The sequence below is a fragment of the Pseudomonas sp. W15Feb9B genome, from assembly GCF_000828175.1.
Lineage (GTDB): Bacteria > Pseudomonadota > Gammaproteobacteria > Pseudomonadales > Pseudomonadaceae > Aquipseudomonas > Aquipseudomonas parakoreensis.
Window position 1 is genome coordinate 131,394 of record NZ_JTKF01000004.1, and the last position, 18,433, is coordinate 149,826.

An 18,433-nucleotide genomic window follows, 5' to 3' on the forward strand; every position below is an offset into this window, starting at 1 on the left:
AAGCTGTGTCGGGAAGTCATTTGACTTTCTAGAGCATAGACTCTAAAAAGTCCTCACTACAATAAATCCGGAGCCGACGATGACTGCCGACATTGCTTATCTGCAAACGCTGCAACAGCCCCTGGAAGAGCTGGATCGGCTGTTCGCGGCACAGCGCGCCGCCTACACAGCCAACCCGATGCCACCGGCGGCCCAGCGTCAGCAATGGCTCAAAGCGTTGCGCGACTTGCTCAGCAATGAGCGCCAGGCCTTGATCGACGCCATCAGCGCAGATTTCAGTCATCGCAGCGCCGATGAAACCCTGCTTGCCGAGCTGATGCCCAGCCTGCACGGTATCCATTACGCCAGCCGCCACCTCAAGGGCTGGATGAAGTCGTCGCGACGCAAAGTCGGCATGGCCTTTCAGCCGGCATCAGCGAAAGTCGTGTACCAGCCGCTCGGCGTGGTCGGTATCATCGTCCCGTGGAACTACCCGTTGTATCTGGCCATCGGCCCATTGGTCGGTGCGCTCGCGGCGGGCAACCGGGTGATGCTCAAACTCAGCGAATCGACTCCGGCCACCGGCCAGTTGCTCAAAACTCTGCTGGGACGAATTTTCCCCGAAGACCTGGTCTGCGTAGTGCTCGGCGAGGCCGATATCGGCGTGGCGTTCTCCCGTCTGCGCTTTGATCACTTGCTGTTCACCGGCGCCACCAGCATCGGCAAGCATGTGATGCGCGCGGCGGCGGAAAACCTGACCCCGGTAACACTCGAACTGGGCGGCAAGTCCCCGGCCATTGTCTCCCAAGACGTACCGCTCAAGGACGCCGCCGAACGCATCGCCTTCGGTAAAACCCTCAACGCCGGCCAGACCTGCGTCGCGCCCGATTATGTGCTGGTGCCGCAAGACCGTGTCGGCGCGTTCGTCGAAGCCTATCGCCAGGTAGTGAACAATTTCTATCCGACCCTCGCCGACAACCCGGACTACACCGCGATCATCAACGAGCGCCAACTGGCCCGGCTCAACAGTTATGTCAGCGACGCCACCAGCAAGGGCGCGCTGCTGATTCCGCTGTTCGAACAAGGCCAGGGCCGGCGCATGCCGCACAGCCTGCTGCTGAACGTCACCGACGAGATGACCGTGATGCAGGACGAAATCTTCGGCCCGCTGCTGCCGATCGTGCCGTATCAGGATCTCGATCAGGCGTTTGCCTACATCAATCAGCGCCCGCGTCCTCTGGCGCTTTACTACTTCGGCTACGACAAACGCGAACAGAACCGCGTGCTGCACGAAACCCACTCCGGCGGCGTGTGCCTGAACGACACCTTGCTGCACGTAGCGCAGGACGACATGCCATTCGGCGGCATCGGCCCGTCGGGCATGGGCCACTATCACGGCCACGAAGGCTTCCTGACTTTCAGCAAGGCCAAGGGCGTACTGATCAAACAGCGCTTCAACGCCGCGAAGTTGATCTATCCGCCGTACGGCAAATCGATCCAGAAACTGATCCAGACGCTGTTCATCCGCTAATCGTCGTCACCGCCGGGTAATAACAACAATGCACCCAAGCCTGACCGAAACACCTGCCCTGTCGCGCCGTGGCCTGCTGAAATTCAGCCTCGGTGCCACTGCGTTCCTCGCCACCGCCGGCCTTGGCGCCAGCCTCAGTGGTTGCTCATCGAGTGTCGCGGCCAATGGCTTCGTCACTTTGCGCGACGGCGACCTGCTGTTTCTGCGCGCCTTGATTCCGATCATGCTCGAAGGCGCCGTGGCCACCGAGAAAATGCCCGGTGCGGTGGATGCCACTCTGAAGTCGCTGGACTTCAGCCTCGATCACCTGTCGCCGGAGATGCTCAAACTCACCCGACAACTGTTCGACGTGCTCGGCATGGCCGTCACCCGCGGGCCGCTCACCGGCATCTGGGGCAGTTGGGAAAACGCCAGCCCCGAGGCGATGCGTCACTTCCTCGACCGTTGGCAGAACAGTTCATTGAGCCTGCTGCGCATGGGCCACAGTTCTTTGCAGCAGATGGTGATGATGGCCTGGTACACCCGCGCCGAGTCCTGGGCGCATTGCGGTTACCCCGGCCCGCCCACGGTCTGAAATCGAGTCGCGCCGTTCGCGAGCAAGCTCGCTCCCACAAGGGAATGCATTTCAATGTGTGAGCGGGCTTGCTCGCGAAGGCGCCAGTCGGCACACCAGCGTACCCAGAATAATAAAGAGAACCTGATCAATGCCCGTACCCGACCCGTTCCGCGAAGGCCTTGCCCGTGGCTGGAAAACCTACAACGGCGCACAACTGACCGACGACCTGACGCTGCAAACCGACGTGGCCATCATCGGCAGCGGTGCCGGAGGCGGCACCACGGCGGAAATCCTCAGCGCCGCCGGTTACAAAGTGCTGCTGATCGAAGAAGGCCCGCTCAAGACCAGTTCCGACTTCAAAATGCTTGAAGACCAGGCCTACAGCAGCCTCTATCAGGAAGGCATCGGCCGCATGAGCAAGGACGGCGCGATCACCATTCTGCAGGGTCGTGCGGTGGGCGGCACCACGCTGATCAACTGGACGTCGAGCTTCCGCACGCCCGAGCCGACCCTCGAACACTGGGCCAGGGAACACAACGTCAAAGGCCACAGCCCGGCCGAGATGGCGCCGTGGTTCGAGAAAATGGAACAGCGCCTCGGCGTCGCGCCATGGAGGGTCCCGCCCAATGCCAATAACGACGTGATCCGCAAGGGCTGCGAGCAACTCGGCTACAGCTGGCACGTGATCCCACGCAACGTCCGTGGCTGCTGGAACCTTGGCTATTGCGGCATGGGCTGCCCGACCAATGCCAAGCAGTCGATGATGGTCACGACCATTCCGGCGACCCTGGAAAAGGGCGGCGAGCTGCTGTACCTGGCCCGCGCGGAAAAACTGTTGATCAGCGGCGACAAAATCACCGGCCTGCAATGCGTGGCGATGGACGAGCGCTGCGTCGCGCCGACCGGACGCAAAATCACGGTCAAGGCCCGGCATTACGTGCTGGCCGGCGGCGGCATCAACAGCCCGGCCCTGCTCTTGCGTTCAGACGCGCCGGACCCGCATCAGCGCCTCGGCAAACGCACCTTTTTGCATCTGGTTAACATGTCTGCGGGGCGCTTCGACGAGGTGATCAATCCGTTCTACGGCGCGCCGCAGTCGATTTACTCGGATCATTTCCAGTGGAAAGACGGCACCAGCGGGCCGATGGGCTACAAACTCGAAGTGCCGCCGCTACAACCAGCGTTGGCCGCGACGCTGCTCGGCGGTTTCGGTACGCAGAACGCCGAACACATGGCTGATCTGCCGCGCACCCACGCGATGCTGGCGCTGCTGCGCGACGGTTTCCATCCGGACAGCCCCGGCGGCAGTGTCGAATTGCGCGGCGACGGCTCACCAGTGCTCGACTATCAAGTCTCGCCTTACGCCTGGGAGGGCTTGCGTCGCGCGTTTCACAGCATGGCCGAGATCCAGTTCGCCGGCGGCGCGAAAGCGGTAATGCCGATGCACGCCGATGCGCGCTACGTAAACACCCTGGCCGAGGCGCGCAAATTGATCGACGGTCTGAGCCTTGAGCTTTACCGCACGCGACTGGGCAGTGCCCACGTGATGGGCGGTTGCGCAATGGGTGAAGACCCGAAAAACGCGGTTACCGACAGCCTTGGCCGGCATCATCAACTGAGCAATCTTTCGGTTCACGACGGCTCGCTGTTCCCCACCAGCATTGGCGCCAACCCGCAATTGTCGGTGTATGGACTGACTGCACAACTGGCGACATCCCTCGCCGATCGGCTGAGAAATCCGTGAAAAAAACGGTTTATCGCGTCGTCTATAGTGCTTTCTTACCCAACAGGCGACTTGGCCGACCGGGACGGCTGCGATACCATCCGACTCCCCAACGGACTCCCGCCAGGACGACGCGATGAACCGAGTGTTGTACCCAGGTACCTTCGACCCTATTACCAAAGGGCATGGCGATCTGGTCGAACGCGCCTCGCGCCTGTTCGATCACGTGATCATTGCGGTCGCCGCCAGCCCGAAGAAAAATCCGCTGTTCCCGCTGGAACAACGGGTTGAGCTGGCTCGCGAGGTCACCAAACACCTGCCCAACGTCGAAGTGGTCGGCTTCTCGACGCTGCTGGCGCATTTCGCCAAAGAGCAGAACGCCAATGTGTTCCTGCGCGGTCTGCGTGCGGTGTCGGACTTCGAATACGAATTCCAGCTGGCCAACATGAACCGCCAGTTGGCCCCGGACGTCGAGAGCCTGTTTCTCACCCCGTCCGAGCGTTATTCGTTCATTTCTTCGACGCTGGTGCGGGAAATCGCCGCGCTGGGCGGCGATATCAGCAAGTTCGTGCACCCGGCCGTGGCCGATGCCCTGACCCTGCGCTTCAAGAAGTAACGACCGTTCAAAAGGCGCCCGCGTGCACTGCGGGCGCCAATGCGGCACAATTGCGCGCATTGATTTATTGCGCCCGGGCCTGCCGCCCCGGCTGGAGTTAGCATGTCCCTGATCATCACCGACGATTGCATCAACTGCGACGTCTGCGAACCCGAGTGCCCGAACGCTGCCATTTCCCAAGGCGAAGAGATCTATGTGATCGACCCGAACCTGTGCACCCAGTGCGTCGGCCACTACGACGAACCGCAATGCCAGCAGGTCTGCCCGGTGGATTGCATTCCGCTGGACGAGGCGCATCCTGAGACTGAAGAACAGTTGATGGAAAAGTACCGCAAGATCACCGGCAAGGCCTGAGTCCTTCAGCGCCTGTTCCGACGCCATCGCGGGCAAGCCCGCTCCCACAGGGTTGTGTGGTGATACACAAATCGTGTGAACACCGAAATCCTTGTGGGAGCGGGCTTGCCCGCGATGAGGCCATCAATAACACCGCTGATCTCGGATCAGCTCACTCACGCTGCTCAAACCCCTCCCCCGTACACCCCAGACACCGCACAAAAGCAGCTTTCGCCGGATCCACCACCAGCGCCTGCCCCGCATCGCCCACCCCGCCACCCAGCGCGGTAAACGGCAATGACACCACAAACACCCCCGCACCCAGCACCGTTGCCACCACCAATAAAGGTCGGGCAATCAGTAAATCGCCGATCATGGCGTAGGCGGGAGGGTTCTGGATGGCGTAGCGCGGATCACCGCTGCCGTTTTCCGTGGCCTGAACGGCCAGGCTGGAACACAGCAGCAGTGTGACAAACAGGGCTTGCAAGGACTTCATGGCACGATCCTTCGGGCTGAACAGTGAGACCACTCACTATAGACCGTAGGACTTTTTCAGCTTTTTGCCTCAGGTCTGACAGCGCGGACAGAACACACTGGCCCGTTGCCCCAGCTTCACTTCGCGCAGGCCGGTGCCGCAAACCTTGCAGTTTTCACCGCCACGACCATACACGAACAGTTCCTGCTGGAAGTACCCCGGCTGCCCGTCACCGCCGATGAAATCGCGCAACGTAGTGCCGCCACGCTCTATGGCCGCAGCGAGGATGCGCTTGATCTCGATCGCCAGCTTCAGATACCGCGCCCGGGAGATGCTTTTGGCTTCGCGGCGCGGATCGATCCCGGCGGCGAACAGCGCTTCGGTCGCGTAAATGTTGCCGACGCCGACCACCACCGCGTTGTCCATGATGAACGGCTTGACCGCCATCGAACGCCCGCGTGACAACTGGAACAGGCGCTCGCCGTCGAACAGATCGGTCAATGGCTCCGGCCCGAGGCGAATCAGCAGTTCGTGATTGAGCGGATCGCTACTCCAGAGCATCGCACCGAACCGGCGCGGATCGGTGTAGCGCAGGGCAAGCCCTGATTCCAGCTCGATATCGACATGCTCATGCTTGGCCGCCGGCATCCCGGCCTCAACCAGCCGCAAGTTACCGGACATGCCCAAGTGGCTGATCAGCGTGCCGACTTCGGCGTTGATCAACAAATACTTGGCCCGCCGCTCGACCAGCACGATGCGCTGCCCGGAAAGACGCACATCGAGGTCTTCGGGGATCGGCCAGCGCAGCCGACGATCCCGCACGATCACCCGGCTGACGCGCTGGCCTTCCAAGTGCGGAGCAATGCCCCGGCGGGTGGTTTCGACTTCCGGCAGTTCAGGCATGGCGTCCTCGAATCAATGCGCGCCGAGGTCGCGGATGGTCTGTTTGAGGGTTTCGAAATCGTAGTCCGACAGGCCCACGTAATCGAGAATCAGCGCACCGATGCTGTTCCACTCGTGGTCCTCGGTCTGATTGCCCAGCACCCGATACGACGCACAGATGTGTTCGGCCATCTTCAGGATCGCCAGCAGATTCTTCATCTGGCTGTTGCGCGAGGATTCGTCGCTGAAGATCGCCAGCGCATTGTGGTGATTGGCGATCGCCGTGCTGACATGTTCCGGCAGGCGCCACGACTTGGCGGTGTAATAGCCCACCACCGCGTGGTTGGTGTTGAACTCGCTGTTCTCGGTGTCCACCACCCGGCATTCGGCGCTGGCGTTGGCGTAAGCCTTTTCCAGTACCGACATGTAGTTGGGGAAGCGCTGCAGCATCAACGGCACGCCGCAATCGTGGAACAGGCCCAAGGCGTAGGCTTCATCGCCGGCCTGGGTGCCGATGCGCTTGGCCAGGGTCAGGCACGTCATCGCCACGTCCTGGGCGGTATCCCAGAAACGGTTGAGGGTGACGATGGTGTCGTCGTTCATCTCGCCCTTGATCGACTGCGCGTTGATCAGGTTGATGATCGAACGGCTGCCCAACAGGTTCACCGCACGCTGGATCGAGGTGATCTTGTTGCTCAGGCCGTAATACGGCGAATTGACGATTTTCAGCAGCGAACCGGACAGGCCGGGATCCTGAGAGATCAGCTTGGCGATCACCTCCAGGTCCGGGTCGGGCATGTACTGCTCCATTTGCAGATCCACCATGATCTGCGGCTGCGCCGGCACACTGATGCCTTGCAGGGATTGTTGAATCTGTTCGGTGGTCAGCTCTTGGGACATAAGTACACACTCTGGGACAGGCGGCGATTCTAACCTCTAAAAACCGCACGACGACACACCAGTGGGCAATTGTCAGGAACTTTCATTCGCGCTCAGGCTTCGGACTCTGTAAGGCCGACCGGACAATCAAGCACCGGCTCGGCGGTAATTTCCCGCAGACTCAGGAGCTTATCGATGACTACCTCCCTCACCGGCAAACGCGTTGCCATTTTGGTAACAGACGGTTTCGAACAGGTCGAGTTGACCGGCCCCAAGCAGGCACTCGAGCAGGCCGGCGCCCAGGTCGACATCCTTTCCGCCGAGGCCGGCAAGGTCAAAGGCTGGCACCACGACAAACCGGCGGATGAGTTCAAGGTCGACCAGACCTTTCAAGGTGCCAGCAGCGAGCAGTACGACGCGATCGTCCTGCCGGGCGGCGTACAGAACTCCGACACCATCCGCATCGACCAGGACGCCCAGCATCTGGTGAAAACCGGGGCCTCCACCGGCAAACCGATTGCGGTGATCTGCCATGGCGGCTGGTTGCTGATTTCCGCCGGGTTGGTCAACGGCAAAACCATGACCAGTTTCAAGACACTCAAGGATGACCTGGTGAATGCCGGGGCCAACTGGGTCGACAAGGAAGTGGTCAAGGACGGTCATCTGATCAGCAGCCGTCAGCCGGACGATATTCCGGCGTTCAACAAGGAGTTGATCGACGCACTGTCGGCCTGACGCGCCTCTGTGGCGAGGGAGCTTGCTCCCGCTCGGCTGCGCAGCAGTCGCAAGCCCTGCCAACCGGTTCTTCCTGATGAATCGAGTGGCATGAATTGGGGCCGCTTCGCAGCCCGGCGGAAGCAAGCTCCCTCGCCACATGTCCAGCGCTGAACCTGCACACGCATCAACACGCTATACTCCCGCTCTTTTTTCCGGAGCGACGTCATGTCCCTGCCTAGCCTGCGCCTTAAAGCCAACGCCGACCGTCGCCTGCGCAACGGCCACTTGTGGGTCTACAGCAACGAAATCGATGTGGCCGCCACGCCACTGCACGGCTTCAAGGCCGGCGATCAGGCGATCCTCGAAGCCGCTGGCGGCAAGCCGCTGGGCATCGTCGCCATGAGCCCGAACAACCTGATCTGCGCGCGTCTGCTGTCGCGCGACATCAAGTTGCCGCTGGACAAGTCGCTGCTGGTGCACCGCCTGAACGTGGCCCTGTCACTGCGCGAGCGTCTGTTCGACAAGCCGTTCTACCGCCTGGTCTACGGCGACTCCGATCTGCTGCCAGGTCTGGTAGTCGACCGTTTCGGCGACATCCTTGTCGTGCAGATCGCCTCGGCGACCATGGAAGCGCATAAAGATGCTGTGATCGCTGCACTGACCCAAGTGCTCAAGCCGAGCGGCATCCTGTTCAAAAACGATTCCGCCGCCCGTGATGCCGAAGGCCTCAACCGCTACGTCGAAACCGTGTTCGGCCTGGTGCCGGAGTGGGTGGCCCTGGAAGAGAACGGTGTGAAATTCGAAGCGCCGGTCATTGGCGGCCAGAAAACCGGCTGGTTCTACGACCACCGCATGAACCGCGCCCGCCTCGCCCCTTACGCCAAAGGCAAACGCGTCCTAGACCTCTATAGCTACATCGGTGGCTGGGGCGTGCAGGCTGCGGCGTTCGGCGCCAGTGAAGTGTTCTGCGTCGATGCATCGGGCTTTGCCCTCGACGGCGTCGAGCGTAACGCCGCGCTGAACGGCTTCGCCGACAAGATGACCTGCATCGAAGGCGATGTCTTCGAAGCGCTGAAGGAACTCAAGGCCAGCGAAGAACGTTTCGACGTGATCGTTGCCGATCCGCCTGCGTTCATCAAGCGCAAGAAAGACATGAAGAACGGCGAAGGCGCCTACCGTCGCCTGAACGAGCAAGCCATGCGCCTGCTGACCAAAGACGGCATTCTGGTCAGCGCTTCGTGCTCGATGCACCTGCCGGAAGACGATCTGCAGAACATCCTGCTGACCAGCGCCCGTCACCTGGACCGCAACATCCAGTTGCTCGAACGCGGCGGTCAAGGTCCGGACCATCCGGTACACCCGGCTATCGCCGAGACTCGCTACATCAAGAGCATCACCTGCCGTCTGCTGCCGAACAGCTGATTGGCTCATGAAACGGGGAGCCTGCGGGCTTCCCGTTGCTTTACGGCGATGCAATATCGTCGAATTCCTTTCCTTTTCCTACAACTAACTTCCTACATGTACGCAGGACATTTCCCTGCGCATTGAATTTCAAGATCCAAAACTTACAAACTTGACCTTGCAGCACATCCACTCCGACAAAATTAATAGAAATTTCCTACCCAAGTATCGCTTGCCAATAATTCATTACAACCTATTATTAAGTTGTCACCACGACGGTGACATTCACTCTCAATGAACAAGGAGTTCATACTTATGAAAGCAATTACTCTGGAAACCAACAAAATCGCAAACCTGGCTTTTCTGGTTGCGCCTAAAGCCCGTTAAGTAAACCTGAACGCTGGGGAGTGCCGGCACCCCAGCGTTCTTTCGACTACGTCCAGAGTGATGAATACAACATGTACATCAATCCTTATTTATTCATATTGCCGCGCACGCCCGGACAAATAGTCTGGAACTACAAAGACCACACTCAACATGAACTGGACCTGAGTTACTCTTGTCGACTTGCACAACTAATCAATAATCCGGGACAGTTCGACAGACGCAACATAATAGACTCACAACTTCTAAACGCAGGCATATTAACCGTTGCAAAAATAGACAGTCCGCCATGGGGCTGGGACGAGCTGTCGAAGATTTATCATATTGGTACCCAGAACATTCCCTGCGAACAGACGCCCCAGAATATTCATGAGTGGTCCAGGCAATACCTGAACCATTGCAGTGCGGTGCTGACCACACCGGCACCCGCTCAAGATCGCCCGATACTTGAAGACGCACCTCGAATCGCCCTCCCCGCCTCTGCGGCCCTGACCGTCGCCAGCCTGGGTAATGTCCTGCGCTTGAGAAAAACCTGCCGCTCCTTTACTGGCGAAGCGATCACGCTCGGCGACGTCGGCACGCTGATGTATCTCACACTGGGTTTTCTTCACCATCGCGACCATGACCGCGACGAAAGCATCGCCGAAGGCCTCGGCGCCCGTCGCAGCAGTCCCTCCGGGGGTGGACTGAATGCCTGTGAAGGCTTTCTTCTGGCACGCAATATCGAGGGTCTTGAACCGGGCCTCTACGCCTATCACCCGGCAGACCACGCGCTCAGCCGGGTCAACCCATTGCCCGAACCTGCGCTCGGCCATTTGCTGGCGGGCCAGCATTTCATCAATAACCTGCCTCTGGGCCTGTTCATCACCGCTCGTTTCGACAAGCTCTGGTGGAAGTATGAACACTCGCGCGCCTATCGCATGGCGTTCGTCGAGGCGGGTCATCTGTCGCAGACCTTTCAACTGGTGGCCACGGCGCTGGGCCTGGGAACGTGGCTGACCGGGGCATTCGCTGATCGGCAGGTCGAAGCCCTGCTCAAGCTCGAAGGCAGCGCTGAACAACCGTTGTTCTTTGTCGGCTGCGGTGCCAGCGACGGTCAGGCGATGTGTCAGGAAATGCGCGAGCTGTTGCTGGAGACGCGGACATGAACGTGCCATCCACGGATCTTCCCGAAGCGCCAACGTCCTGGGCGCTTCGATTCACCCTCGGCGACTGGAACAACCACGCTTCGGTACGCACCAGCCGGCACGACTACCAGTTGCCGGAAGACCTGCAGCTGCAACTGCAGACCCGCTTCTGGTTCCCGCCGGCCTTCCTGCCGTATCTGTCCCATCCGGCCATCGAAGCCGCAGGCAGCAAGGTCATGCATCGGCTGGCAGCCAGCCACCTGGTGCACTTCCTGGACTACACCACGCTGCTTGAACACCGCATCGTCAACCGCGCCGTGGAAACCATCGTCCACGGCGAGTTGCCCGCCTACATTCCTTCACGGATGAAAACCGCCGCGCTGCAGCTGTATACCGACGAGGGTTATCACGCGCTGTTCTCCCATCATCTAGCCGAACAGATCGCCGAACTGCATGGTTTTACCGGTCGCCCGCAGATGCCGCTGCGCATCACCCGCCTGACCGGTCAGATTGCCCGAACGCCGGAGAGTAAACGCCCACTGGCATGGTTTCTGCTGGGTTTCGTCTCGGAAACCATCATTGCACGGGAGCTGCTGGATGTGTGTCGGGAAACGCTGGTCAGCAGCGTGAATGACATGTTGCGCGATCACCTCGCTGACGAAGCGCGCCACAGCCGGTTTTTTTCCGAAGTCTTCCACTACCTCTGGTTGACCCTGAACAGCCGCCAGCGCGCCTTCGTTGCCAGAACCTTGCTGGAGACCCTGGCGACCTTCTTCGAGGTGGACGAGCAATGGCTGCACCAAAGCCTGCGCCGCGCCGGTATCGGCGAAGGTGCGATCAAGGAAATCCTCGACGGCCTGACCAACGAGCACGCCAGCCGCCAGCGTGCCAGATCCGGAGCCGTGGCCACGCTTGCCGCACTCGAAAGGGCCGGATTTTTCGCGCTACCCAACAACCGCAAACTTTTCGCCAAGGCAGGACTGATCGATGCATGAAGGAAGAAAGGCAGTAACAACCCGACAACGCCGTGGGGCGGTCAGTCTGCTGTTGGCCATGGTGCTGCTGGGTGTGTTTCCGCTGGATGTTCTGCTGCCTTCGTTCCCGGCGCTGGCCGAACACTTCGCTCGCACTCCAGCCGATATTGCCCTGTCGATCAGCCTGTTCGCCGTGGGCATTTCCTTTGCCCAACTGGTGATCGGGCCGTTGTCCGACGTCATCGGGCGCAAGGGACTTTTACTCGCCGGCATGGGAGTCTCGATCCTCGGCGCCATCGGTTGCGTGACGACCAGTGACTACATACTGTTCATGGCTTTTCGCATCGTGCAGGCCATCGGTTGCGGCTGTTTTGTCCTGTCGCAGGCGCTGGTACAGGACCTGTTCGATGGCAAGGAGCGCGATCGCCTGCGGATCCTGATGGTGACCGCCACCGGGATCTTCATCTCCCTGTCACCGCTGGCTGGCAGCTTCCTGCAAGCGGCCCTGGGCTGGCGCGGCAGCTTCTGGGTGTTCATCGTTTTGGCGGCAGTGGTGTTGCTCAAAGCCTGGCTGTTTCTGGAGGGTGGGCGGCCAGCCGTCAAGGCTACACCGCTCAATTTTCTCAGCGCCTATCGACGGGTGCTCAGGGATTTCGAGTTCGTCGGCTACTGGCTGATTTCGGCTTTCGCATTCGCCTGCCACTTCTCGTTCGTCGTCATTTCGCCGTTGATCTTCATGGATCAATTGCAGTTGTCCGCCTACGACTTCTCGCTGATCCTGCTGATCTACGGTGCGGCCTATGTCGCTGGCGGGATCGTCGCCACTCTGCTGAGCCGGCGAATCTCGCCCGGACAGCAAATGGTGGTGGGGCTGAGCCTGATCCTGCTGGCGGGGCTGGTGATGCTGTTCATGGCCAGGCACCTTGCGCTCTCAGCGACCACAGTGCTGATTCCGATGTTGATCTGCACCGCCGGCACCACTATCACACGCCCTGCAGCCACCTCGCGGGCCATGAGCCTGTTTCCCGAGAATGCCGGCACCTCGGCTTCGGCCGGCAGTACGATCATTTTCATTTGTGGTGGCTTGATCAGCGCCTTGATCAGCCTGAGCCCAAGCAACCTGCAAGCCACCCTCGGCTACTGTTTTGTCCTGCTCAGTTGCATCGCGCTGGCGTTGAACAAGCGGATCAGCCATCGCGCCAGCGTCATCGAAAACGGCGCCGTCACGCCCTCTGGCAGCGATTGAGCCTGCCAGTCGTCATGCCATACGCACCGTCGGCACTGGAACAACGCTTTGCGCCATTCCCTCCAGACGCCAGCGGTGTAGAATCGGCTGATTCATCGCCATTCATCCCCCGGCGGGTTTATGAGCTCAGGCTGAGGCAAGCGGCGATCCCGCAAAGTCATCGGCAACATCCAGGACACACGGCCATTTCTGAGTGTTCCAGACGTCAATAGAAGCTCACTCCCTTTTGATACCTGATTAGCCGCCCGGAGTGCTCCATGCCAGATTACCGCTCGAAAACATCCACCCACGGCCGCAACATGGCCGGCGCCCGCGCACTGTGGCGCGCCACCGGGATGAAAGATGACGACTTCAAGAAGCCGATCATCGCCATTGCCAACTCCTTTACCCAGTTCGTGCCGGGCCACGTGCACCTCAAAGACCTCGGTCAACTGGTCGCCCGTGAGATCGAACGCGCCGGTGGCGTCGCGAAAGAATTCAATACCATCGCCGTGGATGATGGCATCGCCATGGGTCACGACGGCATGTTGTATTCGCTGCCGAGCCGCGAGATCATCGCCGACTCCGTCGAATACATGGTCAACGCCCACTGCGCCGACGCCATCGTCTGCATCTCCAACTGCGACAAGATCACCCCGGGCATGCTGATGGCCGCCCTGCGCCTGAACATTCCGGTGATCTTCGTGTCCGGTGGTCCGATGGAAGCCGGCAAGACCAAACTCGCTTCCCACGGCCTCGACCTCGTCGACGCCATGGTGATCGCCGCCGACTCCAGCGCTTCTGACGAGAAAGTCGCCGAGTACGAGCGCAGCGCTTGCCCGACCTGCGGTTCCTGCTCCGGCATGTTCACCGCCAACTCGATGAACTGCCTGACCGAAGCCCTCGGCCTGGCATTGCCGGGCAACGGTTCGACCCTCGCTACCCACAGTGATCGCGAGCAGCTGTTCCTGCAGGCCGGCCGCACCATCGTCGAGCTGTGCAAGCGTTACTACGGCGAGAACGACGAATCCGTGCTGCCGCGCAACATCGCCAACTTCAAGGCGTTCGAGAACGCGATGATGCTCGACATCGCCATGGGCGGTTCGACCAACACCATACTGCACCTGCTGGCGGCCGCCCAGGAAGCCGAGATCGATTTCGATCTGCGCGACATCGACCGTCTCTCGCGCAGCGTGCCGCAACTGTGCAAAGTGGCGCCGAACATCCAGAAGTACCACATGGAAGACGTGCACCGCGCTGGCGGCATCTTCAGCATCCTCGGTTCGCTGGCACGCGGCGGTCTGCTGCACACCGACCTGCCAACCGTGCACAGCCGCAGCATGGAAGAAGCCATCGCCAAGTGGGACATCACCCAGACCGACGATGAAGCCGTGCATCAATTCTTCAAGGCCGGCCCGGCGGGCATCCCGACCCAGACCGCGTTCAGCCAGTCGACTCGTTGGGAAACCCTGGATGACGACCGTGAAAACGGCTGCATCCGCAGCTTCGAACACGCCTACTCGAAAGAAGGTGGCCTGGCCGTGCTGTACGGCAATATCGCGCTGGACGGCTGCGTGGTGAAGACCGCCGGCGTTGACGAGTCGATCCACGTCTTCGAAGGCAACGCGAAAATCTTCGAAAGCCAGGACAGCGCGGTGCGCGGCATCCTTGCCGACGAAGTGAAGGAAGGCGACATCGTCATCATTCGCTACGAAGGTCCGAAAGGTGGCCCGGGCATGCAGGAAATGCTCTACCCGACGTCGTACCTGAAGTCCAAAGGCCTGGGCAAAGCCTGTGCGTTGCTCACCGACGGTCGCTTCTCCGGCGGTACTTCCGGCTTGTCGATCGGCCACGCTTCGCCAGAAGCTGCGGCCGGCGGCGCGATCGGTCTGGTTCAGGATGGCGACAAAGTGCTGATCGACATTCCGAACCGCTCGATCAACCTGTTGGTCAGCGATGAAGAACTGGCTGCGCGCCGGGTCGAGCAGGACAAGAAAGGCTGGAAACCGGTCGAACAGCGTCCACGCAAAGTGACCACCGCCCTGAAGGCCTACGCCCTGCTGGCGACCAGCGCCGACAAGGGTGCGGTGCGTAACAAGGCGATGCTCGACGGGCTGTAAATTTTAGCCGCCGAATAAAAATGCCCCGCCAAGTGCGGGGCATTTTTTTGCTTGATCGAATCAATGGGTGAACACGAGGGCCCCATCGCTGGCGAGCCAGCTCCCACAGGGATTTATGGTGTTCTCACCATTTGTGTTTCACCTTGGACACTGTGGGAGCTGGCTTGCCAGCGATGGGAGCGACCCGGTCTTACTGAATTTCCTCTGGCTTCACAATCACCCAGTTCTTGTCCGCCGTCACCGGCAACCCTTCCTTGGCCTGCGCCGCCGCGTGCTTGGCCATCATGCCGTTCAATTGAGTCATGTATTTGTCCTTGCGGTTGACCCACAAGTGAATGCCGCCCTTGGCTACATCCACATCGTGGAACAGCATGTAGCCGTCGCTGCTCGGGGTGTCGCCGCCCACCAGCACCGGTTTTTTCCACTCGTCGATATAGGTCAGGATCGCCGCATGCTTGCCGGCCATCCAGGTCGCCGGGGTCCACAGGTACGGGGTCAGTTCGAGGCCGAGGTTGGCCTTCTCGTCATACTTGCCGGCGGTGATCTGCTTGCGCGCGGTCGTCAGCTCGCCGGTTTCGCGGTTCTTCAGCAAGGTGGTCACGCCGATCACGTTCTGCGGTTTGACGTTGTAACCGTACTTCGGATCGGCCGCGACCATGCGTACCAGTTCTTCCGAGGCAGCGGTCATCACGTAGACCTCGATGCCATTCTCCATCAACTTGTTGTACAGCTCGGCCTGGCCGGTGAAGACTTTCGGCGGCTGCACATCGAGGTTCTTCACCACGTCGCCGTCGTAATAGGTCGCCGGCACCGGTTTGCCCGACGCCATCAGCTCATCGACGTAGCCTTTGAGTTCCTTGAGCGTGAAGCCGGAGAATACCTGCGCCACCCACGGGTAGCAGACCATGTCGTCGACTTCGCACAGGCGATAGTAGTAACTGAACAGGCTTTCCTTATGGTCGGCGGTGTCCTTGAACGGCATCAGCTTCAGGGAGGGATCGAGTTTGTCGCGGGTGATCAGGCCCTTGTTTTCCATGAACGGCAGCAACGACTCTTCGAGGTCATAGCGGTAACTGGTGTTGTCCATGTCGAACACCGCGTAGTTACCTTTGTTGGCGTTGGCCGCGATCATCGCGTCCAGCGCCTTGGCCTGATCCGCCGGCCAGTGCTTCAGATCGGTGGCGAATGCGTGGGCGGCCAAGCCCAATCCAAGCACCACAGCGAGCATTTTCGGTGCGAACTTCATCGACGTTTTCTCCCTGACTGAAAGACATCGACGCTAACAAATAAGTGTGACAGTCCTCGTCTGTCAGCGACCGCTTACGTCTTCTCAACGCCAGTTGCATTGCCGAGAGCGACAAGCGCTTATTCCAAAAACGACGGACGACCTGCTATTTCGGTATTAATTCATTGGAAATCAAACTGTTAGGCTTGCCGGTTCGCAGTTGCCCCAGAAGGCGACTGGCACAAGTCTTATCGGAGTCTTCATGAATCTGCCGCTGATCCTCAATCTGCTGGTGTTCCTCGCCCTGCTCTTCGGTCTGGCGCAAACTCGCCACACGACGTGGAGCCTGGCGAAAAAAGTCCTGCTCGCACTGGTGCTGGGCGTGGCGTTCGGCGTGGCCCTGCACACCGTTTACGGTGCCGGCAATCCGGTGCTGAAAGCCTCGATCGGCTGGTTCGATCTGGTCGGCAACGGTTACGTGCAGTTGCTGCAAATGATCGTGATTCCGCTGGTGTTCGCTTCGATCCTCAGCGCGGTGGCACGTCTGCACAACGCGTCGTCGCTGGGCAAGATCAGCTTCCTGACCATCGGCACGCTGCTGTTCACCACCGCGATTGCGGCGCTGATCGGTATCGGCCTGACCAACCTGTTCGGCCTCACCGCCGAAGGCCTGGTCGCCGGTACTCAGGAAATGGCCCGTCTGCAAACCATCCAGACCGACTACGCCGGCAAGGTCGCCGACCTGAATGTGCCGCAGCTGCTGCTGTCGTTCATTCCGCAGAACCCGTTCGCCGACCTGGCCCGGGCCAAGCCGACCTCGATCATCAGCGTGGTGATCTTCGCCGCTTTCCTCGGTGTCGCGGCGCTGCAACTGCTCAAGGATGACGTCGAAAAAGGCCAGAAAGTGATCAACGCCATCGACACCTTGCAAGCCTGGGTGATGCGTCTGGTGCGTCTGGTGATGAAGCTGACCCCGTACGGCGTATTGGCGCTGATGACCAAAGTGGTCGCCGGCTCCAACCTGCAAGACATCATCAAGCTCGGCAGTTTCGTCGTGGTTTCGTACCTCGGTCTGGGCCTGATGTTCGTGGTGCATGGCCTGCTGGTGTCAGCGGCCGGGATCAACCCGCTGCGGTTCTTCCGCAAGATCTGGCCGGTGCTGACGTTCGCGTTCACCAGCCGTTCCAGCGCCGCGAGCATTCCGCTGAGCATCGAAGCGCAGACCCGTCGTCTGGGCATTCCGCAGTCAGTGGCAAGTTTTGCCGCCTCGTTCGGTGCGACCATCGGCCAGAACGGTTGCGCCGGTCTGTACCCGGCGATGCTCGCGGTGATGGTGGCGCCAACGGTCGGCATCAATCCGCTGGATCCGCTGTGGATCGCGACGCTGGTGGCAATTGTGACCCTGAGCTCGGCCGGTGTGGCCGGAGTCGGTGGCGGCGCGACATTCGCCGCACTGATCGTGCTGCCGGCGATGGGCTTGCCGGTGTCACTGGTGGCGCTGCTGATTTCGGTGGAGCCGCTGATCGACATGGGTCGTACGGCGTTGAACGTGAGTGGTTCGATCACGGCCGGTGCGATTACCAGCCAGGTGATGCAGCAGACGGATAAAGCGCTGCTGGATGCCGATGAGCATGCGGAGCTTGCTCAGGCCTGACAGCAACACACACTTGTGGTGAGGGAGCTTGCTCTCGCTGGGTTGCGAAGCGACCCCAACATCTTGGGCCTGCTGCACAGGCCAGCGGGAGCAAGCTCCCTCGCCACAGGTTAATTAAGCTTTTTCCCAGACTTCGAAGTTGTACGCGGGCTTGCCGCCCTCAGCCGGATTCGGCACGTTCGACACCAGCGTCCACTGGTTCAGGTCAAACTCCGGAAACCACGCATCCCCTTCCGGGCTCAGCGCCACACGGGTCAGATACAGACGATCGGCCTGCGCCAGCCCTTGCGCATACAACTGCGCGCCGCCAATCAGCATCAACTCATCGACGCCCTGCGCTTTCGCCCATTCCTCGGCGCGCACCACTGCAGCTTCCAGCGACGGATACACTTCCGCCCCCTCCAGCAGCAGATCCGGCTGACGGCTGACCACGATGTTCAAGCGGCCCGGCAGCGGACGACCGAGCGAATCCCAGGTCTTGCGGCCCATGATGATCGGCTTGCCGAGGGTCGTGGCCTTGAAGTATTTGAAGTCCCCCGGCAGGTGCCAGGGCATGCTGTTGTCGACGCCGATCACGCGGTTTTCACCGAGGGCTGCGATCAGGCTGAGGGGGAGTGATTTAGTCATGCCGG

Annotated in this window: 17 protein-coding genes; 12 read left to right on the top strand and 5 right to left on the bottom strand. The window is 60.4% G+C overall.

What is annotated here, in order from left to right:
- The first annotated feature begins 79 nt into the window (after positions 1-79).
- From OC71_RS02200 to OC71_RS02220, 5 genes are all read left to right on the top strand, one after another.
- Positions 80-1,510 (top strand): coniferyl aldehyde dehydrogenase, encoded by a 1,431-nt coding sequence (locus tag OC71_RS02200; protein ID WP_041063582.1) that lies wholly within the window; start codon positions 80-82, stop codon positions 1,508-1,510.
- Positions 1,511-1,538: 28 nt separating this feature from the next.
- Positions 1,539-2,084, top strand: coding sequence for a hypothetical protein (locus tag OC71_RS02205; RefSeq protein ID WP_041063585.1), 546 nt, complete (start codon positions 1,539-1,541; stop codon positions 2,082-2,084).
- A 130-nt stretch (positions 2,085-2,214) separates the two neighbouring features.
- Positions 2,215-3,810, top strand: a complete 1,596-nt coding sequence (locus OC71_RS02210) for a GMC family oxidoreductase (protein ID WP_041063588.1) — start codon at positions 2,215-2,217, stop codon at positions 3,808-3,810.
- 115 nt (positions 3,811-3,925) lie between these two features.
- Positions 3,926-4,405, top strand: coding sequence for a pantetheine-phosphate adenylyltransferase (gene coaD / locus OC71_RS02215; RefSeq protein WP_003229157.1), 480 nt, complete (start codon positions 3,926-3,928; stop codon positions 4,403-4,405).
- Between the two features lie 102 nt (positions 4,406-4,507).
- A complete protein-coding gene (locus OC71_RS02220; RefSeq protein WP_003195146.1) occupies positions 4,508-4,759 on the top strand; it encodes a YfhL family 4Fe-4S dicluster ferredoxin in 252 nt (83 codons plus the stop codon).
- A 151-nt stretch (positions 4,760-4,910) separates the two neighbouring features.
- Here OC71_RS02220 and OC71_RS02225 read toward each other — a convergent pair whose 3' ends face one another.
- The 3 genes from OC71_RS02225 to OC71_RS02235 all read right to left on the bottom strand — a co-directional run bounded on the left by OC71_RS02225 (position 4,911) and on the right by OC71_RS02235 (position 6,941).
- Positions 4,911-5,234: a hypothetical protein gene (locus OC71_RS02225; protein ID WP_041063610.1), complete on the bottom strand. Its 324-nt coding sequence runs from the start codon at positions 5,232-5,234 to the stop codon at positions 4,911-4,913.
- Between the two features lie 69 nt (positions 5,235-5,303).
- Positions 5,304-6,116, bottom strand: coding sequence for a bifunctional DNA-formamidopyrimidine glycosylase/DNA-(apurinic or apyrimidinic site) lyase (mutM, locus tag OC71_RS02230; protein WP_041063613.1), 813 nt, complete (start codon positions 6,114-6,116; stop codon positions 5,304-5,306).
- A gap of 12 nt (positions 6,117-6,128) precedes the next feature.
- A complete protein-coding gene (locus OC71_RS02235; RefSeq protein ID WP_174377003.1) occupies positions 6,129-6,941 on the bottom strand; it encodes an HDOD domain-containing protein in 813 nt (270 codons plus the stop codon).
- Positions 6,942-7,169: 228 nt separating this feature from the next.
- Between OC71_RS02235 and OC71_RS02240 the strand changes: the two genes are divergently transcribed.
- The 6 genes from OC71_RS02240 (at position 7,170) to ilvD (ending at position 14,922) form a co-directional block, all read left to right on the top strand.
- A complete protein-coding gene (locus OC71_RS02240; RefSeq protein WP_041063618.1) occupies positions 7,170-7,709 on the top strand; it encodes a type 1 glutamine amidotransferase domain-containing protein in 540 nt (179 codons plus the stop codon).
- A 207-nt stretch (positions 7,710-7,916) separates the two neighbouring features.
- On the top strand, positions 7,917-9,113 hold the full coding sequence (locus OC71_RS02245; protein WP_041063621.1) for a class I SAM-dependent rRNA methyltransferase: 1,197 nt from the start codon (positions 7,917-7,919) through the stop codon (positions 9,111-9,113).
- A gap of 437 nt (positions 9,114-9,550) precedes the next feature.
- A complete protein-coding gene (locus tag OC71_RS02250; protein WP_041063625.1) occupies positions 9,551-10,624 on the top strand; it encodes a SagB family peptide dehydrogenase in 1,074 nt (357 codons plus the stop codon).
- Positions 10,621-11,598 (top strand): diiron oxygenase, encoded by a 978-nt coding sequence (locus OC71_RS02255; protein WP_041063628.1) that lies wholly within the window; start codon positions 10,621-10,623, stop codon positions 11,596-11,598. Before OC71_RS02250 ends, OC71_RS02255 begins: the two co-directional genes overlap by 4 nt.
- Positions 11,591-12,823, top strand: a complete 1,233-nt coding sequence (locus OC71_RS02260; protein ID WP_041063631.1) for a multidrug effflux MFS transporter — start codon at positions 11,591-11,593, stop codon at positions 12,821-12,823. The genes OC71_RS02255 and OC71_RS02260 overlap by 8 nt, the downstream gene beginning before the upstream one ends.
- 257 nt (positions 12,824-13,080) lie before the next feature.
- Positions 13,081-14,922: a dihydroxy-acid dehydratase gene (ilvD, locus tag OC71_RS02265; protein ID WP_041063634.1), complete on the top strand. Its 1,842-nt coding sequence runs from the start codon at positions 13,081-13,083 to the stop codon at positions 14,920-14,922.
- A gap of 190 nt (positions 14,923-15,112) precedes the next feature.
- Here ilvD and OC71_RS02270 read toward each other — a convergent pair whose 3' ends face one another.
- Positions 15,113-16,168, bottom strand: coding sequence for a hypothetical protein (locus OC71_RS02270; RefSeq protein WP_041063639.1), 1,056 nt, complete (start codon positions 16,166-16,168; stop codon positions 15,113-15,115).
- Between the two features lie 241 nt (positions 16,169-16,409).
- On the opposite strand from OC71_RS02270, the gene OC71_RS02275 reads away from it, so the two are divergent.
- The gene (locus tag OC71_RS02275) at positions 16,410-17,801 is read left to right on the top strand and encodes an L-cystine transporter (RefSeq protein WP_041063642.1); all 1,392 of its coding nucleotides are present in this window, start codon (positions 16,410-16,412) and stop codon (positions 17,799-17,801) included.
- Positions 17,802-17,915: 114 nt separating this feature from the next.
- On the opposite strand, the gene OC71_RS02280 is transcribed toward OC71_RS02275, so the two are convergent.
- On the bottom strand, positions 17,916-18,428 hold the full coding sequence (locus tag OC71_RS02280; protein WP_041063645.1) for a dihydrofolate reductase: 513 nt from the start codon (positions 18,426-18,428) through the stop codon (positions 17,916-17,918).
- Positions 18,429-18,433 lie beyond the last annotated feature (5 nt).

Excerpts from the sequence above, each read along its gene's own strand:
- OC71_RS02210 (WP_041063588.1), top strand. The coding sequence starts at position 2,215 with ATGCCCGTACCCGACCCGTTCCGCGAAGGCCTTGCCCGTGGCTGGAAA.
- ilvD (WP_041063634.1), top strand. The coding sequence starts at position 13,081 with ATGCCAGATTACCGCTCGAAAACATCCACCCACGGCCGCAACATGGCC.
- OC71_RS02220 (WP_003195146.1), top strand. The coding sequence starts at position 4,508 with ATGTCCCTGATCATCACCGACGATTGCATCAACTGCGACGTCTGCGAA.
- OC71_RS02240 (WP_041063618.1), top strand. The coding sequence starts at position 7,170 with ATGACTACCTCCCTCACCGGCAAACGCGTTGCCATTTTGGTAACAGAC.
- OC71_RS02255 (WP_041063628.1), top strand. The coding sequence starts at position 10,621 with ATGAACGTGCCATCCACGGATCTTCCCGAAGCGCCAACGTCCTGGGCG.
- mutM (WP_041063613.1), bottom strand. The coding sequence starts at position 6,116 with ATGCCTGAACTGCCGGAAGTCGAAACCACCCGCCGGGGCATTGCTCCG.
- OC71_RS02260 (WP_041063631.1), top strand. The coding sequence starts at position 11,591 with ATGCATGAAGGAAGAAAGGCAGTAACAACCCGACAACGCCGTGGGGCG.
- OC71_RS02250 (WP_041063625.1), top strand. The coding sequence starts at position 9,551 with ATGTACATCAATCCTTATTTATTCATATTGCCGCGCACGCCCGGACAA.
- OC71_RS02205 (WP_041063585.1), top strand. The coding sequence starts at position 1,539 with ATGCACCCAAGCCTGACCGAAACACCTGCCCTGTCGCGCCGTGGCCTG.
- OC71_RS02200 (WP_041063582.1), top strand. The coding sequence starts at position 80 with ATGACTGCCGACATTGCTTATCTGCAAACGCTGCAACAGCCCCTGGAA.
- OC71_RS02280 (WP_041063645.1), bottom strand. The coding sequence starts at position 18,428 with ATGACTAAATCACTCCCCCTCAGCCTGATCGCAGCCCTCGGTGAAAAC.
- coaD (WP_003229157.1), top strand. The coding sequence starts at position 3,926 with ATGAACCGAGTGTTGTACCCAGGTACCTTCGACCCTATTACCAAAGGG.
- OC71_RS02270 (WP_041063639.1), bottom strand. The coding sequence starts at position 16,168 with ATGAAGTTCGCACCGAAAATGCTCGCTGTGGTGCTTGGATTGGGCTTG.
- OC71_RS02245 (WP_041063621.1), top strand. The coding sequence starts at position 7,917 with ATGTCCCTGCCTAGCCTGCGCCTTAAAGCCAACGCCGACCGTCGCCTG.
- OC71_RS02275 (WP_041063642.1), top strand. The coding sequence starts at position 16,410 with ATGAATCTGCCGCTGATCCTCAATCTGCTGGTGTTCCTCGCCCTGCTC.
- OC71_RS02225 (WP_041063610.1), bottom strand. The coding sequence starts at position 5,234 with ATGAAGTCCTTGCAAGCCCTGTTTGTCACACTGCTGCTGTGTTCCAGC.